Origin of the sequence: Saccharothrix sp. NRRL B-16314 (assembly GCF_000716595.1) — a bacterium.
Lineage (GTDB): Bacteria > Actinomycetota > Actinomycetes > Mycobacteriales > Pseudonocardiaceae > Actinosynnema.
Genome location: NZ_JNXC01000020.1, coordinates 107,299 through 130,150 on the forward strand (window position 1 = coordinate 107,299; position 22,852 = coordinate 130,150).

Annotated in this window: 24 protein-coding genes; 8 read left to right on the forward strand and 16 right to left on the reverse strand. The window is 71.4% G+C overall.

All coding sequences use genetic code 11. From position 1 onward, the window contains the following. Nucleotides 1–4: 4 nt before the first annotated feature. The 5 genes from OQ02_RS25355 to OQ02_RS25375 form a co-directional block, all read right to left on the reverse strand. Nucleotides 5–775, reverse strand: a complete 771-nt coding sequence (locus OQ02_RS25355; protein WP_033441061.1) for an anti-sigma factor family protein — start codon at nucleotides 773–775, stop codon at nucleotides 5–7. Further along, nucleotides 772–1,293, reverse strand: coding sequence for an RNA polymerase sigma factor (locus OQ02_RS25360; protein WP_442973677.1), 522 nt, complete (start codon nucleotides 1,291–1,293; stop codon nucleotides 772–774). The genes OQ02_RS25355 and OQ02_RS25360 overlap by 4 nt, the downstream gene beginning before the upstream one ends. Before the next feature lie 88 nt (nucleotides 1,294–1,381). Then, nucleotides 1,382–1,960, reverse strand: coding sequence for a Fic/DOC family protein (locus OQ02_RS25365; RefSeq protein ID WP_033441063.1), 579 nt, complete (start codon nucleotides 1,958–1,960; stop codon nucleotides 1,382–1,384). Beyond that, a complete protein-coding gene (locus OQ02_RS25370; RefSeq protein ID WP_033441064.1) occupies nucleotides 1,957–2,547 on the reverse strand; it encodes a type II toxin-antitoxin system antitoxin SocA domain-containing protein in 591 nt (196 codons plus the stop codon). Before OQ02_RS25370 ends, OQ02_RS25365 begins: the two co-directional genes overlap by 4 nt. Before the next feature lie 108 nt (nucleotides 2,548–2,655). Next, entirely contained in the window at nucleotides 2,656–3,222 is a 567-nt protein-coding gene (locus OQ02_RS25375; RefSeq protein ID WP_063747150.1) for an SMI1/KNR4 family protein, read from the reverse strand. Between the two features lie 128 nt (nucleotides 3,223–3,350). Between OQ02_RS25375 and OQ02_RS25380 the strand changes: the two genes are divergently transcribed. From OQ02_RS25380 to OQ02_RS25400, 5 genes are all read left to right on the forward strand, one after another. Continuing rightward, nucleotides 3,351–3,674 carry a hypothetical protein gene (locus OQ02_RS25380; RefSeq protein WP_033441066.1) on the forward strand — a complete coding sequence of 108 codons (324 nt, stop codon included), beginning with the start codon at nucleotides 3,351–3,353 and terminating at the stop codon, nucleotides 3,672–3,674. Nucleotide 3,675: 1 nt separating this feature from the next. Beyond that, nucleotides 3,676–4,842, forward strand: coding sequence for a C40 family peptidase (locus tag OQ02_RS25385; RefSeq protein WP_033441067.1), 1,167 nt, complete (start codon nucleotides 3,676–3,678; stop codon nucleotides 4,840–4,842). Nucleotides 4,843–4,846: 4 nt separating this feature from the next. Next, entirely contained in the window at nucleotides 4,847–5,221 is a 375-nt protein-coding gene (locus OQ02_RS25390; RefSeq protein WP_033441068.1) for a hypothetical protein, read from the forward strand. Continuing rightward, complete coding sequence (locus OQ02_RS25395) at nucleotides 5,218–5,760, forward strand: YbaB/EbfC family nucleoid-associated protein (RefSeq protein ID WP_033441069.1); 543 nt, start codon at nucleotides 5,218–5,220, stop codon at nucleotides 5,758–5,760. The genes OQ02_RS25390 and OQ02_RS25395 overlap by 4 nt, the downstream gene beginning before the upstream one ends. Before the next feature lie 65 nt (nucleotides 5,761–5,825). Beyond that, the gene (locus OQ02_RS25400) at nucleotides 5,826–7,046 is read left to right on the forward strand and encodes a hypothetical protein (protein WP_033441070.1); all 1,221 of its coding nucleotides are present in this window, start codon (nucleotides 5,826–5,828) and stop codon (nucleotides 7,044–7,046) included. An 83-nt stretch (nucleotides 7,047–7,129) separates the two neighbouring features. On the opposite strand, the gene OQ02_RS25405 is transcribed toward OQ02_RS25400, so the two are convergent. Continuing rightward, nucleotides 7,130–8,194: an adenosine deaminase gene (locus OQ02_RS25405; RefSeq protein WP_033441113.1), complete on the reverse strand. Its 1,065-nt coding sequence runs from the start codon at nucleotides 8,192–8,194 to the stop codon at nucleotides 7,130–7,132. Nucleotides 8,195–8,590: 396 nt separating this feature from the next. On the opposite strand from OQ02_RS25405, the gene OQ02_RS25410 reads away from it, so the two are divergent. After that, nucleotides 8,591–9,799: an apolipoprotein A1/A4/E domain-containing protein gene (locus tag OQ02_RS25410; RefSeq protein WP_033441114.1), complete on the forward strand. Its 1,209-nt coding sequence runs from the start codon at nucleotides 8,591–8,593 to the stop codon at nucleotides 9,797–9,799. A 77-nt stretch (nucleotides 9,800–9,876) separates the two neighbouring features. Here OQ02_RS25410 and OQ02_RS25415 read toward each other — a convergent pair whose 3' ends face one another. From OQ02_RS25415 to OQ02_RS25445, 7 genes are all read right to left on the reverse strand, one after another. Next, on the reverse strand, nucleotides 9,877–10,377 hold the full coding sequence (locus tag OQ02_RS25415; RefSeq protein ID WP_033441071.1) for a hypothetical protein: 501 nt from the start codon (nucleotides 10,375–10,377) through the stop codon (nucleotides 9,877–9,879). Nucleotides 10,378–10,732: 355 nt separating this feature from the next. Beyond that, complete coding sequence (locus OQ02_RS25420) at nucleotides 10,733–12,010, reverse strand: thymidine phosphorylase (protein WP_033441072.1); 1,278 nt, start codon at nucleotides 12,008–12,010, stop codon at nucleotides 10,733–10,735. Beyond that, nucleotides 12,007–12,396: a cytidine deaminase gene (locus tag OQ02_RS25425; RefSeq protein ID WP_033441073.1), complete on the reverse strand. Its 390-nt coding sequence runs from the start codon at nucleotides 12,394–12,396 to the stop codon at nucleotides 12,007–12,009. Before OQ02_RS25425 ends, OQ02_RS25420 begins: the two co-directional genes overlap by 4 nt. Further along, on the reverse strand, nucleotides 12,389–13,654 hold the full coding sequence (locus tag OQ02_RS25430) for an ABC transporter permease (protein ID WP_081915940.1): 1,266 nt from the start codon (nucleotides 13,652–13,654) through the stop codon (nucleotides 12,389–12,391). The genes OQ02_RS25425 and OQ02_RS25430 overlap by 8 nt, the downstream gene beginning before the upstream one ends. After that, complete coding sequence (locus tag OQ02_RS25435; protein ID WP_033441075.1) at nucleotides 13,651–14,721, reverse strand: ABC transporter permease; 1,071 nt, start codon at nucleotides 14,719–14,721, stop codon at nucleotides 13,651–13,653. The genes OQ02_RS25430 and OQ02_RS25435 overlap by 4 nt, the downstream gene beginning before the upstream one ends. Continuing rightward, the gene (locus OQ02_RS25440) at nucleotides 14,721–16,310 is read right to left on the reverse strand and encodes an ABC transporter ATP-binding protein (RefSeq protein WP_051772795.1); all 1,590 of its coding nucleotides are present in this window, start codon (nucleotides 16,308–16,310) and stop codon (nucleotides 14,721–14,723) included. Before OQ02_RS25440 ends, OQ02_RS25435 begins: the two co-directional genes overlap by 1 nt. A gap of 97 nt (nucleotides 16,311–16,407) precedes the next feature. Further along, nucleotides 16,408–17,541, reverse strand: a complete 1,134-nt coding sequence (locus OQ02_RS25445; RefSeq protein WP_033441076.1) for a BMP family lipoprotein — start codon at nucleotides 17,539–17,541, stop codon at nucleotides 16,408–16,410. Nucleotides 17,542–17,913: 372 nt separating this feature from the next. Here OQ02_RS25445 and OQ02_RS25450 point away from each other — a divergent pair, with 372 nt between their 5' ends. Further along, the gene (locus OQ02_RS25450; RefSeq protein WP_033441077.1) at nucleotides 17,914–18,420 is read left to right on the forward strand and encodes a YbaB/EbfC family nucleoid-associated protein; all 507 of its coding nucleotides are present in this window, start codon (nucleotides 17,914–17,916) and stop codon (nucleotides 18,418–18,420) included. A gap of 16 nt (nucleotides 18,421–18,436) precedes the next feature. Then, a complete protein-coding gene (locus OQ02_RS25455) occupies nucleotides 18,437–20,095 on the forward strand; it encodes a WXG100 family type VII secretion target (protein WP_033441078.1) in 1,659 nt (552 codons plus the stop codon). Here the strand turns inward: OQ02_RS25455 and OQ02_RS25460 are convergent. The 3 genes from OQ02_RS25460 to OQ02_RS45035 all read right to left on the reverse strand — a co-directional run. Continuing rightward, nucleotides 20,092–22,044: a hypothetical protein gene (locus OQ02_RS25460; RefSeq protein WP_156077309.1), complete on the reverse strand. Its 1,953-nt coding sequence runs from the start codon at nucleotides 22,042–22,044 to the stop codon at nucleotides 20,092–20,094. The genes OQ02_RS25455 and OQ02_RS25460 overlap by 4 nt on opposite strands. Further along, on the reverse strand, nucleotides 22,002–22,193 hold the full coding sequence (locus OQ02_RS45030; RefSeq protein WP_033441080.1) for a hypothetical protein: 192 nt from the start codon (nucleotides 22,191–22,193) through the stop codon (nucleotides 22,002–22,004). The genes OQ02_RS25460 and OQ02_RS45030 overlap by 43 nt, the downstream gene beginning before the upstream one ends. 274 nt (nucleotides 22,194–22,467) lie before the next feature. Beyond that, the coding region (locus OQ02_RS45035) for a hypothetical protein (protein ID WP_197043487.1) at nucleotides 22,468–22,852 on the reverse strand (385 nt) is incomplete at its 5' end.

Sequence of the window (22,852 nt, forward strand, 5' to 3'; positions counted from 1 at the left end):
TCCGTCACAGCCGCGCGTAGGACGCGGACCTGAAGAACACGGCGGCGGCGCCCCCGACGAGCACCGCCGCCCACACGGGCGACGCGGCCGGCGCGAGGACGCCGGGCACACCGCCGAGCACCGCTGCCGGGCCGATCACCAGCACCGCCCACGTGGCGGCGGTGGCGACGGCGGCCCGGCGAATCCCGATCACGCCGCCGAGCGCGAGCGTCAGCGACGTGACGCCCAGGCACGGCAGCAGCCAGTACGCGGGTGACGCGCCGGCCACCCAGCCGCCCACCAGCAGCACGGGCAGCACCGTCACCAGCACCGCGACCGTCCGGCGCAGCACGAGTTGCAGCCCGGCCCGCGCCGTCGACACGACCAGCTCGTGCGCCGGGTCCATGAACCGCGACCAGGCCGCGGCCACGCCGAGCACGGGCACGATCGGCGCGACCAGCAGCACCGCGGACGACACCGAGTCCACCGGCAGGAACCCGTCCACCGACAGCGCCGCCAGCACCACGAACGCCGTCATCGCCAGCCATGGCAGGAACGACGGCGTCGCCCAGCGCGCGATCCGACGACGTCCGCGTGCCGGTGTGCCGACCGGCTCCAACCCCGCCCAGACCGCCGACGTCAACGCCGTGACCTGCGGTGGAGCCAGGTCGGCCAGCCGCAGCCGGCACAGCTCGCAGGTCTCCAGGTGCGCCTCCACCGCCCACAACCGGTCACCGGGCAGGTCGTCACCCGAGGCGTAACGGGCGATCGACTCGGCGGACGCGTGCTCGCTCATGACAGTGCCTCCCGCATCGCGATCCGAGCCCGCCGGGCGCGGGTCTTGACGGTGCCCTCGGGCACCCCGAGCAGCACGGCGGTCTCCCGCACGCTCAGCCCGTCCAGCACCATCGCCTGGAGCACCTGGCGCAACTCCGGCGCCAGGTCGCGCAACGCGCCGCCGACGTCGTCGCTCAGCGCCCCCGCCAACACCTCGTCCTCGGCGGCGGGCGCGGTTTCGACCACCGGCACCGGCCGGGCCTGGTGCGCGCGGCGGCGGAACGCGTCGACCAGCCGGCGGGCCGCGATCGTCCACAGCCAGCCGACCGCCGTGCCGTCGACCGCCGCGCCCGCGAACGACCCCGCCGCCCGCCACACCGCCAGGTACGTCTCCTGCATGACCTCGGCGACGACCTGCTCGTCGGCGCACCGGCGGCGCAGGCGCACCGCCAGCCACGGCGACGTGCGCCGGTACAGCTCTTCGAACGCGGCACGGTCGCCACGGGCCACCGCGCGGACCAGTTGCTCCTCGTTCACATCCGGCAAGACGGCCGTCCGGGGGAATCGGTTCTCGGATCAGAGTGACCTGCACCACATCATCGGGCAGTGGTTGCGGCGGGGGTGGTCAGGCGGGGGTGGTCACGCCGTCGAACAGCTCGCGTAACAGGTCCGCCGACGTGCTCATGCTCTGCCGGCACGCTTCGTAGAACGCCCCGCGTTCCAGCGTGTGGATGGCGACCCGCCAGCCCGCCTCACGGGCCAGCTGCCGGAAGAAGGCCCGCTGCGTGCGCCCGTTGCCCTCGCGGAACGGGTGCAGGGCGTTGACCTCGACGTAGTAGTACGTGAAGCGGTCCAGGAACGGGTCGCGGTCGAGGTCGCGGAGGTACCGCTCCTTCTTCAGCTCGGTGAACAGCCAGAGCCCGTAGGGCTCGATCTGCCGCCACGCCGCGAACATCGCCGCCTTGGCGATGTCGACCCGCCTGATCTCGCCGGCCCACGGGTAGAAGTCACCGAAGATCCGGCGGTGGAACGCCTGCAGGTGCGCCAGGTCGTAGAGGCCGGGCATGGGCGCGAACGCGAGTTGTTCGACCCGCATCGTGCTCAGCCTGGTCTCGGCCTGGTCGCACTCCTCCTTGTCGGTCAAGCCGAACACGTTGCGCAGCACCCCGGACTCGGGGTCCAGGTAGGGGTCGTCGGAGTTCACGACCGCCGCAGTGCCTCGATCTCCCTGGCGATCGCCTCGGACATCGTCAACTCGCCAGCCGCGACCGCGCGCATGGTCGCCACCACGTCGTCCGGTACTTCCAGGCCCTCCAGCCGGGCACTCCCGACGGCCTCCTCGATCGCCTCGTCCGGACCGCTGGTCAGCCTGCGGAAGTAGTGCGCCATCACCTCGTGCGAGAGGGGCGTGCTGCTCGGCTCGGACTCCGGCAGCCCGTCCCGCGCCGCCCGCCACGGCGCCTCGTCGTGCGCCATGTCGCTCAACTCGTGCCGGCTGAAGTGCCCGTACCGCTCGACCACCGACCGCACGACCGACGATTCACGGTCGTTCAAGCCGTCCGGATCGCCCTCTTCCCAGGCGCAGACCTCGGACTGGCCCTGGTGCCGGACGTAGACGTCGGGCACCACCGGGCCGCGGCGCCAGGCCTCGATGCGGGCGGTGAAGAGCGGCTCGTCGTACTTGGCCAGGTGCCACGCCTGCGCGTAGTAGAGGAGCTTCTGCAGCTTCATCGGCGACTCGGGACCGGTGGCGTCGAGCACGGCCGCGGCCACGTCGTGGACGTCCGCCATGCCACCTCCAGCTAGTGCTCTGAGCTGCGACAACCCATTCTACCGGAGATCGTGGCGCGACGGTCGTGCCGGTGGCGGCGAGTTCCCCGCCACCGGGGTGGTCTCCCGTCAGTCGGTGCGCCACCCCAACCGTCCGTCGGTGGTGACCAGGGGCTCGCAGTGGCCGAGGCGCCCGCGGTGCTCCAGCGCGGTGGCCACCTGGTCCAGCATCTCGTCCAGGCTGGTCCACTCGGGCTTCAGCATCTCGCCCGCCTGCCGGTCCCACTCGACCACGCACCCGCACAGCACACCCGGCCGCAGGTCGACCGCCAGCGCGTCACCGCACCCGTCGAACGCGATCGGCAACCACATCGGGTGGAAGCCCAGCGTCGGCGTGCCCGCCTCCGAATCGAGGTCCGTCGGCCAGAACCGCTCCTTCAGCCGCCACGACCGCAGCGCGTTGGACGGGCCGAGCGGCGTGTAGAACGGCGGCAGCACCTCGGCGAACGCCAGGTTGGCCGTGCCGCCGCACACCGACCACCACGAACGCAGGTCGTCCGGCGGCGTCAGCCCGCTCGCGTGCGCCAGCGCCTCGACCGCGGCGCTGTCCTCAGGGGGCACGAACGCCGACGCGGTCGAGGGGGCGTGGTGGTCGAGCCACGCCACGATCCGTTCCCAATGGCGCAAAACACCCACGCACACATGATCAGGTCGTGACACCGCCGGTGGTACCGCCCATCGGGGCAGGATCTCGTCGAACGCCGCACGACGGGGTTCCGGATGCGGCAGGATCGCGACCGCACGGCACCAAAAGGGGGACAAGGGTGGAACGGGGTTTCGGCGTCGACACCGCGGCGCTGTCGGCGTACGGCGGCACGGCCGCGGGTCTGGCGAGCGAGGTCGGCGCGATCGGCACGTCCACGCTGGCGGGCACGACGTCGTTGGCCGCGGGCAGCTTCGGCGGGATCGGCGACGAGGTCGGGTTGGGCGCGGCGTTCCAGCGCGCGGCACAGGCCCAAGTGGACGGTGTGGCCGCCGCCGCGGCCGGGCTGTCCGCGTTCGCCACCGCCGTGCGGCAGACCGGCGAGGCGTACACCGAGCAGGAGGCGCGTAACCGCGCCGACATCGACCGCGCGGCCCAGGTCTGACGTGGACGTCGGAGGCTTCCTGGCGGCCCTGGTCCAGCCCATGAAGGACCACCTGGCCAAGCTCGACGGCGACACCGGCGGCGCGACGAGCGCGGCGGACGCGTTCGGGCGGGCGTCCTCGGCGTTGACCGAGATCGACGGCAGGCACACCGGCGCGGCGAACGCCGCGCTCGCCGACTGGTACGGCGAGAAGGCGAACGCGTTCCAGGCGCGGGTGTCGACCTTCTCCGGCGGCGTCGGCACGTTGGCGCGCAACGCGACGACCACCCAGCAGGCCGCGACCACGGCCGTGAACGCGGTGACGTCCGGCAAGACCGCGATCCAGGGCCTGATCGACGAGTTCACCGGCTGGGCGTGGCCCCGGTTGGCGGCGGCCGTGGCGGCGGGCGTGTTCGGCGGGATCGGCGCGGTGCTCGCGGTGGCCGCCGAGGTGACCGCGAAGGCCCGCGACTACGAGGGCAGGACCGCGCAGGAGCTGGAACGGGTCCGGACCGAGCTGACCGGCGTGGTCGCGCAGTTGCAGGGCTTGGCGCAGCCGGACTTCGCCGGGCTCGGCGATCCGATCGGCGCGGAGAGCGGCGGCACCACGTCCGCGTCGTCGGCGAGCGGTGACGGCGGCGGGCGCCAGTCCACTTCGACCGGCGGCGGTGGCGGTAGTGACAGCGGCGGTGGCGGTGGCGGTGGCGGTGGCGGAGGTAGTGGCGGGGGTGGAGGCGGGGGTGGCGGTGCTACCGGGCCGCGCTTGCCGGTGGCCATCCCACCGCAGCCCGGCACCGGCGTCGGCGTGAACCTGCCGGACGGCAGCTCCGCCGAAGCGCCCAACGAGACGGCCGCACGCGCCGTGCGCAATGCGTTGTCCGCCTTGGGAACCCCGTACGTGTGGGGTGGCGCGAACCCGCCGCAGGGCACGGACTGCAGCGGCTTGACCCAGTGGGCGTACGCGGGTGCCGGCTTCGACATCCCCCGGCCGGCGTCGTCGCAGGCGATGGGCGCGTCCGTGCCGCCGGACCAGCTGCTGCCCGGCGACCTGGTGGTGTGGGACGGGCACGTGGCGATGGTGATCGGCAACGGGCAGATGGTGGAGGCGGGCGACCCGGTGCAGGTGGGCGCGATCCGCACGAGCAACAGCGGCATGGGCTTCATGGGCTTCTACCGACCGACGGGCTGAGGACGTGGACGAGACGGAGCGGGCGGCCCGACGGGTCGCGAACACCGGGCGGCAGGTCGCCGAGCACGCGGCGCGCACCGGGCCGGTGCTCGGCCGCGCGTCGTCGCCGGACGGCGCGGTCACGGTCGTGGCGGCGCCCGGCGGCCCGCCGCAGGAGGTGCGGATCGCGCCCGGGGCGTTGACCATGGGGCCGCGGGCGTTGGCGGACGAGATCCTGCGCGTGTCGGCGCGGGCGTCCCGTGACGCCGCCACGCGGCTGCACCGGACGGTGGAACGGGTGGCCGATCCGGCGACCGTGCGGGCGTTGACCGAGATCGGCTTCGAACGAGGTCCGGACGACGACGATTTCGGCGGCTCGTACCTGAGGGGTTCGCGGTGACGCAGGAGCAACGACTCTCGGCGGCCGAAGGGCTGACCGAGCTGCTGGCCCGGACGACCGGCTCGGCCGAGCACCCGACCGGCCTGGTCCGCGCCACGGCGACCGCGACGGGTGAGCTGAAGGCGCTCGACCTGCACCCGAACGCGTTGGCGCAGGGACCGGACGCGGTCGGCAGACTGGTCGTGGAGACGGCCCGGCTGGCGACCGACGCGGCCGTGCAGACCGGCTACAACGAGCTGGCCAAGTCGTTGGGCGACGGCATGGCCATGGCGGTGGAGGCCTTCGCCGGCCCGCCACCCCTGAAGGCCGCGCCCGTTCCCACGGCTCCCGTGCCTGCGGTTCCCGTGCCGACGACCACCGGCGCGCACCAGGCCGGACGGGGTGAACAGGCCCGGCCGGCAGCACCTCCGCGCGCCGCCGGACCACCCGCGCCGCCGTGGGCCGGGCAGCGGCAGGGCCGGCCCGCGGCCCGCCCGGAGCCCGTTGAAACGGACGACGACGACTACTTCGCCGACCCTTTCCGTGGTCAACGGCAGTAGTGCGTGATCGACCCCGTACTCTTGCCACCGCATCGCAAAGGGGCATGGCGTGACCGGGAGGTCGGATGGCACAGGACATCGTCCCGATCGAGCTGGGGCTCACTCAGGGTGATGTGGTCACCCTTTGGGCTCCGCGCTGGCGGGAAGAGGGCGAGGAGTGGGAGGCATTCCTCGGCCACGAGGAGGACCTGTACGCCTTTCCGGATGCCGCGCACCTGGCGGCGTTCGTGCGCAAGGCCGAAGAGCACGACCTGACCGACCACCCGGCGTGGCACGTGGTGCCGGCGCTGTCGGTCGGCGAGCTGTCGCCGGACGACAACCACCAGTTCGACCTGGTCGGCGTGCCGGAGCTGGTCGCCGAGGAGCCCGACACCTGGGTCATCGGCGAGCTGGCCGACGTGGTCTCGATCGTGCGTTCGCTGGCCGACGTGTGCGACCTGGAGAAGGTGCACGAGATCCTGGACTCGGCGGAGGGCTTCTCGCTGCTGCCGCAGGGCACGCTGCCGTTCACCGGCCGCGAGGGTCAGGCGCTGTGGACCGAGATCGCCGAGGTCGTCTCCGAGAAGTGGGACGAGGTCCTCGACGCGATCGACGAGGTCGTGAACACGCCGGACGTCGACGGGACCGAGCTGAAGGCCGCCCAGGAGGAGTTGGCCGCCTTCGAGGAGGCCAACGCCGCGGCGGCCGTCGCCAAGTCCAAGTCCGACTCCGAGGAGGACGACGAGGACGGCGAGCCGGTCGGGTTCTGGGCCGAGGTCGGCATCGACCCGATCAAGATCATCAGTGGCGCGGGCGAGTACTACACGCTGCGCTGCTACATGGACGACCAGCCGGTGTTCCTCGGTCGCAAGGGCAAGATCGACGTGTTCGGCTCGCCGCGCGCGTTGGCCCGGTTCATCGTCGAGGCCGACGACAACGACCTGGCCGAGGTGTCGACCTGGGGCGAGCTGGTGACCAAGGCGACCGGCGGCGACCTGGAGGTCGAGGTCGACCCGGACAACGTCTACGTGCTCACCGGCCTGGACGAGGACATCGCCGACGGCCCGGACGGCATCGACCCGACGCAGCTCGACCTCGTGGTGGAGCTGCTGGAGGACGCGGGTGAGTGGGCGAACGACGACACCGTGAAGGTGGCGCTGAACCAGTCCGAGCGGCTGGGGTGGCTCGTGTCGTACGTGCTCAAGCCCGACCCCACCCGGTTGGCGCCCAGCGCGCCGTTCGACGACGAGCAGGTGGCGTGGCGCAACCTCGTGGCGTCGTTCGAGGACCGGCTCAAGGTGCACTAGCACCGGCAAGCGTTGAAGCGCAGAGGTCGCGGGTCTCCTAGGAGCCCGCGACCTCTGCTTTGTGGTGGTGCCGCGCTGTGGTGCTACTGCTGGAGAGCGGCGTACGCGGGCTCGATGACGTCCTGGATCAGGGCGCGGCGCTCGTCGTGCGTGATGAACGCGGCCTTCGCGGCGTTGACGGTGACCTTGCGCAGGTCGTCCCAGCCGAAGCCGAAGTGCTCGACCACGGTGGCGAACTCGCTCGTCATCGACACCTGGCTCATCAGCCGGTTGTCGGTGTTCACGGTGACCCGGAAGCCCAGGTCGGCCATCCGCCGCAGCGGGTGCTCGGCCAGTGACGCCACCGCGCCGGTGTGCACGTTCGACGTCGGGCACATCTCCAGCGCGATGCGCCGGTCCCGCACGTAGGCCGCGAGGTGGCCGACCTCGTCGCCCTTGATGTCCTCGGCCAGCCGCACGCCGTGGCCCAGCCGCTCCGCGCCCGCGAGCTGCACGGCCTCCCAGGCCGACTCGGCGCCCGACGCCTCGGCGGCGTGGATGGTGAAGTGCGCGTTCTGCTGCCGCAGGTACTCGAACGCGGACAGCTCCTTGCTGGGCGGGAACCCGATCTCGGGGCCCGCGATGTCGAAGCCGACCACGCCCGCGTCCCGGTAGCGGACCACCAGGTCGGCGATGCGCTGCCAGCCGTCGTTCTGGCGCATCGCGCAGAGCAGCGTGCCGACCTTGATCCGACCGCCGGACGCGGCCTCGCCCAGGCGGAAGCCCTCCTGCACGGCCTCGACGGCCTGGTCCAGGCTCAGGCCCTTCTCGGTGAACAGCTCCGGGGCGTAGCGGATCTCGGCGTACACGACGCCGTCGTCGGCGAGGTCCTGCACGGCTTCGGAGGCGACGCGGACCAGCGCGGCCTCGTCCTGCATGACGCCGCAGGTGTGGGCGAAGCCCTCGAGGTAGCGGACCAGCGAGCCGGAGTTGGCGTTGTCTCGGAACCAGGCGCCCAGCGCCACCGGGTCGGTGGTGGGAAGGCCCTGGTGGCCACAGGCTTCGGCGAGTTCGATCACCGTCTGGGGGCGGAGGCCACCGTCGAGGTGGTCGTGCAGCAGCACCTTGGGTGCGCTGCGGAGGGCCTCCTGGGTAAGCGGGGTCGACATGGTCGTCACCGTATACCGGTGGCACGGCGTGCCGTTCCGCGACGGAATGATCTTGTCAAGGTATGATCGGCGCGGTGTCACGCGATGTGTGCAGAACCACTCGCTTGGACGCCCTCTCACCGTTGTGCACTCGTGATGCAGAACTTTCCGCTACCGCTACCACGGCTTTAGTCACTCGCACGGCGGATGCTCACGCGATGCGCTCACGAGCCTGCTACCCGTTACCTCCAGGTCGTGTCGCTCGTTGTCACTCGAACGGACTACGCGCAAGGCCGGTACGGGCGGCCCCTGACGGGGGGCGCTACTGCGCACCACCCCAACCTGGCTAGGCTCCCGGAGGTCTCCCCTCCCCTGGACGAAGGCACCCGAGCCGTGAACGAGAACAACAACTCCACGATGTCCTTCGATCGGATGCGCAACATGCTCACGCGCGCCGCGGAGATTCGTGAGAGCGAACAGCAGCAGATCTTCGACGCACTGGACGAGATCCACGCGAGGATGTCCCCGCTCGAATCGCTGGGTTCCGTTCGCAAGCGCCTGTCCGAGCTGCCCGACCGGAACGAGGTCAGCGTGCTGGCCGAGCGCCTGGACGAGGCGCTGGCGAGGTTGGAGGCGCAGGACAACGCGGTCCAGGGCATCGGGCGGGCCGTCGAAGGCCTGGTCGACAAGCTGGCCAAGCCGTTCGCGCAGCTCGACGGTCGGCTCGACGGGGTGGCGGGCCGGTTCGAGGGTGTCGCCGGGCGGATGGACGGGCTGGAGGACAAGCTCTCCCACATCCACAAGCGCCTCGACGACCTCGACGGGCACCTGGACAAGCAGGACGGCAAGGTCGAGCAGGTGCCGGCGGCGGTGACCGGACCGCTGCGCGAGCGGATCGAGGCGCTGGAAGTCGCGCTGCGCGGGCGTCTGGACGAGGTGGACGAGGGCGTCCACGAGCACCTGGACGGCACGCGCGAGGCGTTGCAGCGCTCGGTGACGGAGTCGGGCAGCACCCTGCACGGCAAGCTGGACGAGACGCGGGAAAGCCTCAACACCACGCGGGACGGGCTGCAGGCGGCGCTCACCGAGACGCGCGACTCGCTCACGGCGTCGTTGACGGACACGCGCACGACGATGAACGGCAAGCTGGACGAGGCCCGCGAGGCGCTGCACGCGGCGCTGGACGAGACCCGCGACCAGGTCGACGCGACGGACCGGCTGGAGGCGCTGGCGCAGCGCTTGGAGCAGGTCACGTCCCGCCTCGACACGATGACCACGCGCCTCGACTCGGTCGAGGACGACTTCGCGGCGCGGCTCGGCGAGCTGTCCGGTGTGGTGGAGCAGGGGATCGCCAAGGTCGAGGGCACCCTGTCCACGCGGCCGGACACGGAATCGCTGGCCGGGCTGGTGCGCAAGAGCAACCAGGAGTCGGAGCAGCGCATCGGCGGGCAGCTGGACGAGGCGATGGCGACGTTCGCCGAGCTGATCCTCGGCGGCGGCTCCCCCACCCCGCCCCCGCCACCCACCGCCCTGCCCCGGCCGCAGCGGCGGACCCGGAAGAACGGTCCGAAGTCGAACGACAACCGGAACGTGGACGACGACGACCTGGCTGCCGAAGGCGCCTGATCACCGACGCCGACAAGGCCCGGTCCGCATCGTGCGGGCCGGGCCTTGTCGATGTCGTGAGCCGATCGGGTCCGAACTCAGCCCTTTCGCGCCTCTCTCCGACGAGTGCCGGTGGACGCGCTCCCCTTCGCATCCTGCGCTGAAGCCACCGTCCGCCGCGTCCTCCCCCGATGTGCGGAAGACTTCGCCTTCGAGCCGGATGTCGGCTCTCGCCTCTCCGGACGTGGCCGGGCAGCCTCCTCGGACCGCTCGACGACGGCAGCCTCGATGCGGGCCAATCGCTCGTCGATTCGGGCGAGCTCCTCGCTTTCGGCGAGACGCACACCGTTGACGGCGTGCTCGATGATCTCCCGGACCAACGCCGTGTAACGCATGCCTCGTGATGTGGCGAGCGCCTTCAGCGCGTCGACGACCTCACCGGGCAACCGGAGTGATGTGGTCTGCATCGGACGCGGATCGGCCCATTCGCCATGTTCCATCTCGGCCGACGTGTCATGGGCGTCGTAGTGGGCGGCCAGCGCCTCAAGGTCTCGGACCGGCCAAGGAAGGGCCTCGTTCCGCTTCACCATCGTCATCACCGTGCCTTCCTCTGGAAGGTCTTCTTCTCTCTGGAAGTCATGTCCCGCGCGGTAACGATGAAAGCTTCACCGTTGTCTTCAACAGCCACTACGAGCAGGTACCGACCTGCATAGGTGCGGCCGTACATCAGGATCGTGTCGCCCTTGCCTTCGGCCTGCCATCAGGGACGTTCGAGGACCGCCTCCTTGGCCTCGTCCAGACTCACGCCGTGGTGTGCGATGTGATCAGCCGACCACGCGCTGTCTTTGACGCTCCGGAACACCCACCCAAGTGGAATACGAACGCATTGCGTTGCCACGGCCACCAACAGCGCGTCATGCGACGAGCCGCTCCGCGGTGTCGGTCGCGCGGGGTTCAGCCCCTGATGGTGTCGATCACCAAGGGGGTGCGGGTCGGTGGGGTTTCGCCGATCTCGTAGCCGCCGTCCAGTGATTCGAGGGCGGCGGGGATGGCGTCGGGGGTTTCGGTGTACAGCTCCAGCAGTGGCTGGCCCTCGGTCACCCGGTCACCCGGTTTGGCCAGGCACAGGATGCCGGCGCCGGCCTGGACCGGGTCCTCCTTGCGGGCACGGCCCGCGCCCAGGCGCCAAGCGGCCACGCCCACCGCGTACGCGTCCAAGGTGGTCAGGTAGCCGTCCGAAGGGGCCGTGACCACGTGCTTGTGCTTGCCGACGGCAAGAGGGGCGTCCGGGTCGCCGCCCTGCGCCCGAATCATCCGGGCCCACGTCTCGTACGCCTCACCGGACGCGAGGACCGCCGCCGGGTCCGCCGAGATGCCCGCACGGGACAACATCTCCCGCGCCAGGGCCACCGTCAGCTCGACGACGTCCGCCGGACCGCCGCCGCGCAGGACCTCGACGGACTCGGTCACCTCCACCGAGTTGCCGACCGCGCGCCCCAGCGGGACGGACATGTCGGTCAGCAGGGCGCTGATCTTCAGCCCGTGGTCCACGCCGATGGAGACCAGCGCCGTCGCGAGCGCACGTGCCTGGTCCAGGGACTTCATGAACGCCCCGGACCCGACCTTCACGTCCAGCACCAGCGCCTCGGCGCCTTCGGCGATCTTCTTCGACATGATCGACGACGCGATCAGCGGGATCGCTTCGACGGTCGCCGTCACGTCGCGCAGCGCGTACAGCTTCTTGTCCGCCGGAGCGAGACCGGAAGTCGCCGCGCACACGACCGCGCCGACCGCCTGGAGCTGCGACACCACTTCGTCCACCGACAACTGGGCCCGCCAGCCGGGGATGGACTCCAGCTTGTCGAGCGTTCCGCCGGTGTGGCCCAGGCCGCGCCCGGACAGCTGCGGCACGGCGGCACCACAAGCGGCGACCAGGGGCGCCAACGGCAGCGTGATCTTGTCGCCGACGCCGCCGGTCGAGTGCTTGTCCACGGTAGGACGACCGACGTCCAGGGACAGCTTCTCGCCGGAGTCCACCATCGCGTGGGTCCACCGGGCGGTCTCGGCCGCGTCCATCCCGTTCAGGAAGATCGCCATGGCCAGCGCCGACATCTGCTCGTCGGCCACCGCCCCGCGGGTGTAGGCGTCCACCACCCAGTCGATCTGGGAGTCGGTCAACCGGGCGCCGTCGCGCTTGGCCCGGATCACGTCCACCGCGGTGTGGGTCGTCATGGCAGGTCCTCCGGACCGAACGCGTCGGGCAGCACCGAGGTCATCGGCAGCACGCCGGACGGCGTGTCGATCAGGCACGACCCGCCGCCGAGCTCGTAGATCACCTGGCGGCACCGGCCGCACGGCATCAGCAGGTCACCGGCGCCGCTGCGGCACGCCAGGGCCACCAGCCTGCCGCCGCCGGTCAGGAAGAACTGACCCGCCAACGTGCACTCGGCGCACAGGCCGACGCCGTAGGCGGCGTTCTCGACGTTGCAGCCGACCACGATCCGGCCGTCGTCGCACACCGCCGCCGCACCCACCCGCAACCCCGAGTACGGGCAGTAGGCGGACTGGGCGGCCTCGACGGCACGGGCCCGCAGCAGGTCCCAGTCGACGTCAACCACGGCGGTACACCACCCCGTCCGCGGCGGGCATGCGCAATCGTTGGGACGCGACCGCCAGCACGATCAACGTCACCAGGTGCGGCGCGTACGTGGTCAGCTCGCTCGGCACCTCGTCCACCGAGTAGTACACGGCGTACAGGAGACCGGCGGCCAGGATGCCGAACGCGGCGGCGAACCAGCGGCGGCGGACCAGCTGCCAGATCACGATCACGACCAGCAGCAGCACCGCGCCGTAGACCAGCGCGAGGAACGTCTTGCCACCGGACCGCAGCTGCAAGCCGTCCGCGTACCCGAACAGGGCCGCGCCGCCGAGCAGGCCACCGGGCCGCCAGTTGCCGAAGATCATCGCGGCCAGGCCGATGAACCCGCGGCCGTTGGTCTGGCCTTCGAGGTACCCGGGCTGGCCGGGGTTGAGCACGAGCGCCGCGCCGCCGATGCCGGCCAGCGCGCCGGACGCGATCACGGCGGCGTACTTGTACCGGTAGACGTTGACGCCCAGCGACTCCGCGGCCACCGGGTTCTCGCCGCACGACCGCAGCCGCAGCCCGAACCGGGTGCGCCACAGCACCAGGTAGCTGCCGACCACCAGCACGATCGCCAGCATCGTCAACGGCGACACACCGGTGACGAGGCCGCGCAGGATGCCGGCGACGTCCGACAGCCCGACCCGTTGCTGCGCCTCCAGCGACCCGAGCCAGTCCGACAGCCCGGACGCCGAGTACGTGTCGAACTTCGGCACGGACGGCGACTCGCGGGGGTTGCTCGACAGCGGGAAGAAGATCAGCGTGGACAGGTACTTGGTCAGACCGGCCCCGAGCAGGTTGATCGCCACACCGGACACGATGTGGTTCACGCCGAACGTCACGGTCGCGATCGCGTGCAGCAACCCGCCCAGCGCGCCGAACACGGCCGCCGACACGAGCGCCGCCCACGGACCCCACTGGTACCCGGCCCACGCCGCGCCCCACGTGCCCATGATCATCATACCTTCGAGGCCGATGTTCACCACGCCCGCGCGTTCCGCCCAGAGGCCGCCGAGGGCCGCGAGCAGGATCGGCAGCGCCAGCCGCACGGCGGTCTGGATGGTGCCGGTGGAGGTCAGCTGCGGCACACCGGTCAGGTACGACGTGGTGGACAGCAGCACGACCGCGCCCGCCACGCCCAGCGCGCCGATCGCCCAACCGGGGATGCGCCGCGCCTTCCGGGGCGGCGGCACGGTCGAAGGTGCCTCTGACGGGTTCATCAAGGAAGTGCTCATGCCGCATCCACCGTCCCGAGCTGCCGACCGACCTGCCGCTGTTGAGCGGCCAGTTCGAACCGGCGGACCACCTCGTACGCGACGACGACCGACAGCACGATCGCCCCCTGCATGATCGTCACGATCTCCCTGGGCACCTGCACGTTGTCCAACGCCAGGCCCGACTTGTCCAGGAACGCCCACAGCAGCGCGGCGAACGCGATTCCGCCCGGGTGGTTGCGCCCCAGCAACGCGATAGCGATGCCGGAGAAGCCGATCCCGGCCGGGAAGTTCAGGTTGTACGTGTGGTCGCGGCCCAGGATCTCGGGCATCGAGACCAGCCCGGCGATACCACCGGACAGCAGCATCGCGATCAGCACCATCTTCTTGGCGTTCACACCGCCGGCGGCGGCGGCCGTCGACGACTCGCCGGACGCCCGCAGCTCGAAGCCGAACCGGGTGCGGTTCATCATCACCCAGTAGCCGATGCCGAGCAGCGCGGCCAGGAACACCAGGCCGAACACCGTGCCGGACGAGCCGAACGAGATGCCGGGCACCCAGCCGCTGTGCGGGATCTCCGGCGTGCGGATGTTGTTGCCGCGCAACTCGCCGAACACGTCCGAGCCGATCAGGTACGCCGCCAGGCCCAGCGCCAGCCCGTTCATCATGATGGTCGAGATGACCTCGTTGACGCCGCGCGTCACCTTGAGGATCGCCGGCACCGCGGCCCACAGCGCGCCCGCGACGGCGGCCGTCAGGATGATCACCAGGGCGTGCAGGCCGGGCGGCAGCACGATCGAGCCGCCGACCACGGCCGCGACGACCGCCGCGACCCGGTACTGGCCCTCGACACCGATGTTGAACAGGTTCATCTGGAACCCGATCGCCACCGCGAGCGCCGCGATGTAGTACGTGCCGGTGCTGTTGACGATGTCGACGGCGGTGGTGCCCTGACCGATCTGGGACAGCATCACCCCGAACGCCCGCAGCGGGTTCGCGCCGGACACCACCAGCGCGATACCGCACAGCAGGGCGGAGAACAGGATCGCCAGCACGGGCGGCAGGAGCTTGCCGCGCAACATTCCCATTACTCGCCTTCCGATTCCGACGCCTTCGCGGCGCCAGGGGCGTGCTCTGCGGCAACGGCGCCCGTGGCGCCCGCGCCGGTCATCGCACTGCCGAGGTCTTCCGGGGTGACCGTGGCCGGGTCGGCGTCCGCGACCAGGCGACCGCGCAGCATCACCCGGATCGTGTCGGACAGGCCGATCAGCTCGTCCAGGTCCGCCGAGATCAGCAGCACGGCCAGGCCGCGCGCGCGGGCGTTCTTGATCTCGTCCCAGATCAGCGCCTGCGCGCCGACGTCGACGCCGCGGGTCGGGTGCGACGCGATGAGCAGCACCGGGTCACCGGACAGCTCACGGCCGACCACGAGCTTCTGCTGGTTGCCGCCGGACAGCGCCACGGCGGCCACGTCGATGCTCGGCGTCCGCACGTCGAAGTCCTCGACGATGCGCGTCGTGTCCTGCTTCGCGCCCGCGAGGTCCAGCCACTGGCCCTTCGACACGGGGCGGCGGGTCTGGTAGCCGAGGATGCGGTTCGCCCAGAGCGGCTGCGTGAGCAGCAGGCCCTGGCGGTGCCGGTCCTCGGGGATGTAGCCGATGCCGGCTTCGCGCCGCGCCAGCGTGCCCAGCCTGGTCAGGTCGCGGTCGCCGAGCGCGCTGCTGCTGAGCACGACGCGGCCGTGGTGGGCCTTGCGGATGCCCATGATCGTCTCGACCAGCTCGGTCTGGCCGTTGCCCTCGACCCCGGCGATGCCGAGGATCTCGCCCGCGCGCACCACCAGGTCGATGTCGTCCAGCACCGGCCGGGTGCCCTCGGCCGCGACCAGGCCCAGGTTCTCCACCCGCAGCACGACGCGGTCGGTGACGGTGGACTCGCGCGTCTCCGGGCTGGGCAGCTCGCTGCCGACCATCATCTCGGCCAACTGGCGCGAGCTGACCGCCTTCGGGTCCGCGGTGCCGACCGTGGTGCCGCGGCGGATCACCGTGACGGAGTCGGCGATCGCACGGACCTCGTCGAGCTTGTGCGAGATGAACAGGAACGTGAAGCCCTGCTGCTGCATGCCGCGCAGGGTGGTGAACAGCTCGTCGACCTCCTGCGGCACGAGCACCGCGGTCGGCTCGTCCAGGATGATCACCTTGGCGCCGCGGTACAGCACCTTCAGGATCTCGACCCGCTGCCGGTCGGCCACGCCGAGGCGTTCGACCAGGACACCGGGGTCGACGGTCAGGCCGGTGGCCGCCGCCAACTCCTGGATGCGCTTGCGGGCCTTGCCGCCGATGCCGTGCAGCGCCTCCGCGCCGAGCACGACGTTCTCCTGCACGGTCAGGTTGTCGGCCAGCATGAAGTGCTGGTGCACCATGCCGATGCCGGCCTTGATCGCGTCGGCGGGGGTGCGGAACCGGACCTGCTCGCCCGCCACTTCGATGGTGCCCTCGTCGGGCTGCTGCATCCCGTACAGGATCTTCATCAGGGTGGACTTGCCGGCGCCGTTCTCGCCGCACAGCGCGTGCACTTCGCCGACCTGCACGCTGAGGTGGACGTCGCTGTTTGCGACGACACCCGGGAAGCGCTTGGTGATGCCCGACAGGACGACGGCAGGGGTTGTACTGCTCATGGAAGCTCCGTCTGATCTCCGGCTGCGCCGGGGCTAACCACGCACTGGGCCCCGCGAGGGTGCTCGCAGGGCCCAGTGCGCCGGAGGCCGGATGGGGTTACGGCGCGGACTTGACCTTGATCTTGCCCTCGATGATCTGGGCCTTGTAGCCCTCGAGGACGGCCTTCAGGTTCTCGTCGATCTTGCCGCCGGAGGTGGCGTAGCCGACGCCGTCGACGGACAGGTCGAACACCTTGGGCAGGCTGGCCACGTCGTTCTTGGCGACCGCGCGGACGAACTCGTACACCGCGACGTCGACCCGCTTCAGCATGGACGAGACGATGACGTCCTTCGACTCCTCGACCGTCTTCTGGTTGTACTGGTCGGAGTCGACGCCGATGGCCTTGACGCCGGCCGTCTTGGCGGCCGAGAACACGCCCTTGCCGGACGCGCCGGCAGCGTGGTAGAGCACGTCGGCGCCGGCCTCGATCTGACCGGTCGCGGCCTCGCCGCCCTTGGTCGGGTCCTGGAAGCCGGTGAAGTCGCCCGCCGGGGTCAGGTACTTCTTCTCGATCTTGATGTCCGGAGCGGCGGTCTTCGCGCCCTGCTCGTAGCCCGCGTCGAACTTCTGGATCAGCGGGATCTCGACACCGCCGACGAAGCCGACGTGGCACTTCTTGGACTGGTAGGCGGCGATGACGCCCGCCAGGAAGGAGCCCTGCTCCTCGGCGAACAGCAGCGGCGTCACGTTCGCCGCGCCCTCCACCGCACCGTCCACGATCGCGAACTTGACGTTCGGGAACTCCGGCGCGACGACGGCCAGCGACTCGGCGTAGGCGAAGCCGACACCGATGATCGGGCTGAAGCCCTCGCCCGCGAGCTGGCGGAGCCGGGTGAGCTTGGCGTCCTCCGGCTCGTTCGGCGCGGCGGTCAGCTCCTTGACGTTCTCCGGCTTGATGCCCAGCTCGGCCTTGGCCTTGTCCAGGCCGGCCGCGGCGGAGTCGTTGAACGACGCGTCGCCCCGACCACCGATGTCGTAGGCCAGGCCCACCTTCAGGGCACTGCCGTCGACCTTCTCGTCCGAGGCGGCCTTGCTGGAGGTCGCGGCGGCTGCCGGCGGCTTGTCAGCCAGCTTGCAGCCCTCGGCGGTGTTGGTCGACCCGGACCCCTGGGTTCCACCAGTGTCCTTGGCGCAGGCGGCCATCGACAGAACGCTGGTCAGCGCGATCGCGGCCACCGCGAGGCCACGCATTCGACGACGCACGGCTCGTCTCCCTCCCTGCTCGTCTAGGAGCAGACAAATGCCGACGGCGTGGCCGTCGGGGCTTCCGAGTGGCGAACCGTACCCCGTAGTAATGAGACCCGCGCACGCACCGGTCCGCCGTGACCTAATCGTTGGTGGGAACACCCCGCACCGCCACTCGGGGTGATTCACCGACTACGGCGTCGGACTGCCGCCGTGGCCGATCATCGCTGGTCCACGGCCGGCGACGGGCCGGAGCGGGCGGCGGGCGGACAGGGGTTCGGTACACCGCAGGCTCACCCGTTGGTGGGGCGTTGGGGCGGCGTTGGCGGCCTCCGGTCGACTCCAGGGTGCACCGCTTTCCACCCCAGGAGGTTGACCTTGGACCCCCAGCAGTGGCTCGACAACTTCGAGGCCAAGCTGGCCGATCTCCAGCGGAAGTCGGCGGACCTCCAGGAGAACTTCGAGAACTCGCAGGCCACGGCCGCCAGCCCGGACGGCGCGGTGACGATCACCGTCGGCCCCAACGGCGGCCTGCTGAACATCCAGCTCGGCCACCGCGCCACCGAACTCGGCTCCGCCCGCCTCACCGCCCTGATCATGCAGACGGCCAAGGTCGCGCAGAAGCAGGCCGCGCAGAAGGTGATGGCCGCGTTCGAACCGCTCGGTGAGGGCACCGAGGCCATGCAGATGGTGAGCGACGCCATCCCGGACGACGACGAGCCGCAGGACGACGGGCACGACTACGTCGAACCGGACGACGTCGAACCGGAGCCCGCGCCGGTCCCCGCCGCGCCCCGGCCCGTTCCCCAGACGCAGATGCCGTCGCGGCCGGTGCGCAGGACGCACGCCGGTGACGACGAGGACGACGAGAACCACCCCTGGTGACGAGGAGAGCTGACCGATGACCGCCCCCGACACCCCGATCTCCTCGCCACCCGGCATGGAGATCACCGAGAAGAACAAGTTCAAGGGCTCCCTGTTCATCTCGGCCTGGGACGAGATGATCACCACGATCGGCAAGGACGCGGAGACCGAGACCGAGAAGGCCCTCGACATCACGTTCGCCGCGATCGGCGCCGCGTCGTCCACGGCCATGCTGGCGGTCGACCCGCTGGGCACGTTGCTCGGCGCGGGCATCGGCTGGCTGATCGAGCACGTGTCGTTCCTGAAGGAACCGCTCGACCAGCTCATGGGCGACCCGGACGAGATCGAGGCCAACGTCGAGGCGACCAAGAAGCAGGCCGCCGAGCTCCGGGTGCTGGCCGAGGACCACCGCCGCGAGCTGGCCACGTTCGACGGGTGGACCGGCGCGTCGTCCGAGGCGTTCCAGAAGAACATGGAGTCGATGGGCCAGGAGCTCGACTCGCTGGCCAACGCCGTCGAGCAGAAGGCCAAGATCGTCTCGATCTGCGGCGTGCTGGTGTCCGTGCTGCGCGACATCGTGCGCGACCTGATCGCCCAGCTGCTCGGGTCGCTGCTGGCGGGCGCGCTGATCGCCGCCGCCACCGCGGTCATCACGTTCGGCGCGTCGATCGCGGCCTACATCGGCTTCGCGGTCGGCAAGGCCGTGGCGCTCGGCGTGAACATCGCGTCCCGGATCGCGCGGCTGACCGCGGCGCTGGGCAGGCAGATGGGCCGGATCAAGAACCTCGACGAGATCACCGAGAACGTCGGCAAGGGCTGGAACCGGTTCGAGAACATCGCCGACGTGGCCGAGGTCGGCTACGAGTCGTGGAAGGCGCAGAAGGGCGTCGACCGCGAGATCGACAAGGCGTTGGCCAAGGACGTGCAGGACGACAAGGTCACCGACGCCAACAAGAAGGCCGAGGAGGCCAACGAGCGGTACAGCAAGGCCAAGGAAGCGGAGACCGCTGCCGCCGAGGAGGCCAAGAAGGCCAACGAGGACGTGAACGCGGCGGCCACGAAGGCGAGCCAGGCCAACGACAAGGCCAACGCGTTCGTCGAAGAGGCCAACGCCGCCGCCGCACGCGGTGACCAGGCGGGTCGGGACGCGGCGATGGCCAAGTACGAGGCGGCCAAGGTCGAGGCGGACGCGGCGCGCGGCGAGGCGGCCCAGGCGGCGGAGAAGGCGGCGCGGGAAGCCCGTGAAGTCGCCGAGGCGGCGAAGGCCAGCAACGAGGCGTTGACCGACGCGAAGCCCGCCGACGACGCCGCGAAGGCCGCGTACGAGGAGTACAAGCGCAACAACCCCGGGCCGGACGACCCGGCGCGCACGTCCGCCGAGGGCGACCTGTCGACCAAGAACGACGCGGCGAAGGCGGCGAACGCCAAGTACGAGCAGGCGAACGTGGACTTCACGGCGGCCAACGCGGCGGCGGCCGAGGCCAACGCCAAGGCGTTCGCCTCGGGCAGCGAGGCCGACATCAAGGCCGCCGAGGAGGCGTCGCGCAAGGCCGAGCAGGCGGGCACGAGCGTCGAGCAGGCGGCCGACGAGGCCAAGTCCGCGGGTGAAGCGGCGAAGTCGAGCTACGAGTCGTTCCAGTCGCAGTACTCGCAGCCCGCTGCGAGCGAGACATCCACCAGTTCCGTCCAGGTCTAGAAGAACCACGGAGAACCAGCCATGGCACGCGGTGGCGGCGGCGTCGACTCGAACACCCCGGGATCCTCGGGCACCTCGTCGCCACCGCCGTCACCGCCACCGCCGTCACCGTCGCCCGGTGGGCCGACGGGCAACTCCGGGTTCGGCATGAGCGAGTCGACCATGTCCGACCTGGACAAGCGGGCAGGCAGCCTGCGGGACCGGTTGACCGCGATCTCCGGCGGGTTGCAGGGGCTGAAGCTCGGGCCCAACGCGCTGGGGCCGATCGGCATCGTCGCCGTGCCCGCGTTGAACAGCTCGAACGACGCTTCGGTGAAGCAGGCGAACAACGCTTCGAGCGCGATGGGCAACGTCCAGTCGGGTTTGAAGGCCACGCTCCAGACGCACGTGCAGAACGACCAGTTCAGCCGGGACCAGTTCGCCAAGATCGACCCGAACTCGAACGCCCAAAGGCCACCCGGCTCACCCGGCAACGGGCCGCTCGGGGTGAAGGGGCCCGGTGGGCCGGTGGTGCAGCCGGTGACCAACGTGCCGGGTGCTTCAGGGCCGCACGGGACCGGCGGGGTGAAGGGTCCGGGTGGGCCTTCCGTCACGCCGGTGAAGAACGTGCCGGGTGCTTCCGGGCCCAACGGGACCGGCGGGCCCAAGGGACCAGGTGGGCCGGCGGTCGGGCCGGTGAAGACCCTCCCCGGCGCTTCCGGGCCCAACGGAACCGGCGGGCTCAAGGGACCAGGTGGGCCTTCCGTCACGCCGGTGAAGAACGTGCCGGGCGCTTCCGGGCCGAACGCGACCGGCGGACCGAAGGGACCGGGTGGGCCGGCGGTCGGGCCGATCAACAACCTGCCCGGTGCGCCGGGCGTGACCCCGTCAGGTGGTCCGCGCAGCACTGGTGGACCGACCGTGGCACCGATCACGAACGTTCCGGGCGCGTCCGGCCCGAACACGGGTGGGCCGTCCAAGACGTCGGGTGGGCCGGCGGTCGGCCAGGTCAAGAACCTGCCCGGTGCGCCGGGCATCACCCCGCCCGGTGGTCCGCGCAGCACCGGTGGACCGACCGTGGCACCGATCTCCGGCATTCCGGGATCGCCGGGTTCTCCGGGTTCGCAGGGCGGCCCGCGCGGTGGTGGCGTTCCCGTTGGTGGCGTGCCTGGTGGTGGCGTGCCGGGTGTGACCCCGCCCGGGTCGACGCCGTCCGGTGGGCCGGTGGCCAAGGGCGGCCCGACGCCGGGTGCGGGCCCGGTGACCGGCACGACCTCGCCTGGTGCCGGCACGGCGGCCCGCAGCATCGGCGGCGCGCTGTCCGGTGCGCCCAGCGTGACAACGCCCCCGATGGCCGGTGCCCCAATGGCACCCGGTGCCGCTCCCGGTGCGGCAGGCGGAACCGACCGTTCGAGCAAGTTCACCGGCGGCCCCGGCAAGGGCATCTTCGACGCACCCAAGCCCTCCACCACCGACGGCAACATCAACAAAGCCCCGGCCAACTCGCCCTCCACACCACCACCTGCGCCGAAACCGACCATCAGCGCACCCGGCGGCGCCGGCATCCCGAGCATTCCCACAGCCGGCACTCCCACGACCACCGCACCCGGTGCGAACGCCCCCAGCACCACCACGCCCGGCAACGGCGCTCCGAGCAGCGCAACGGCCCCGCCATCGGCCGGCCCGAAGCCGACCGTGGGCGCTGCGCCCCCGGTGAGCGCTCCGACCGTGCCCCCGATGGCCGGTGCCCCGATGGCCCCCGGTGCGGCTCCCGGTGCAGCAGGCGGAACCGACCGTTCGAGCAAGTTCACCGGCGGACCCGGCAACGGCGTCTTCGACACGCCCAAACCACCCACCACCGACGGCAACATCAACAAAGCCCCGGTCAGCTCGCCCTCCACACCACCGCCAGCGCCGAAACCGACCATCAACACGCCGGCGCCCAGCACCCCGGCTCCCGCCCCGACCACGGGTACACCCACCACCAGCGCCCCGCCCGCAGCTCCGCCCGTGACAGGCCCGACGCCGTCTCCCGCCGTCGCCCCTCCGGTGAGCCCACCGGCAGCGCCACCGGTAGCAGCGCCACCGCCCGCAGCCGCTCCAGGTGCGAGCCCGTCAACGCACCGTTCGAGCAAGTTCACCGGCGGCCCCGGGAACGGCGTCTTCGACGCACCCAAACCAGCCACCCCTGACGGCAACGTCAACAAGGCCCCGGTCGCTTCGCCCTCCACGCCACCACCGGCGCCCAAACCCACCATCAGCGCGCCTCCGACCGACATCGCCGGCCCCAAGCCCGTCAGTACACCGCCGCCCCCGGCGGCAACCCCCCCAGCGGCAACCCCACCGACGGCAACCCCACCGGCCGACACCGCCCCCTCCGCACCCCCGGCATCTCAGACGGCCAAGCCGTCCGCCCCGCCAGTCACCACCCCGCCGGCCACCACCCCGCCGGCCACCACCCCGCCCTCGGCACCGGTCACCCCACCCGCCGCCACCGCGTCGCCGGCACCGGCACCGGCACCGGCCACCTCACCCACGCCTGCTCCGGCGAACCCCAGGCCCACGCCACCAACCATCACCCCACCCGCCGTCACCCCGCCGGTAGCCACACCACCGCCCACCGCACCCCCGGCCAGCGCCCCGGTCACCACCCCACCGGCCGTAACGCCGCCAGCCACCACCCCATCGGTCACCGCGCCGCCAGCCGCCACCCCGCCGGTCGCCACCCCGCCGGTCGCCACCCCGCCGGTCGCCACCCCGCCGGTCGCCACCCCGCCG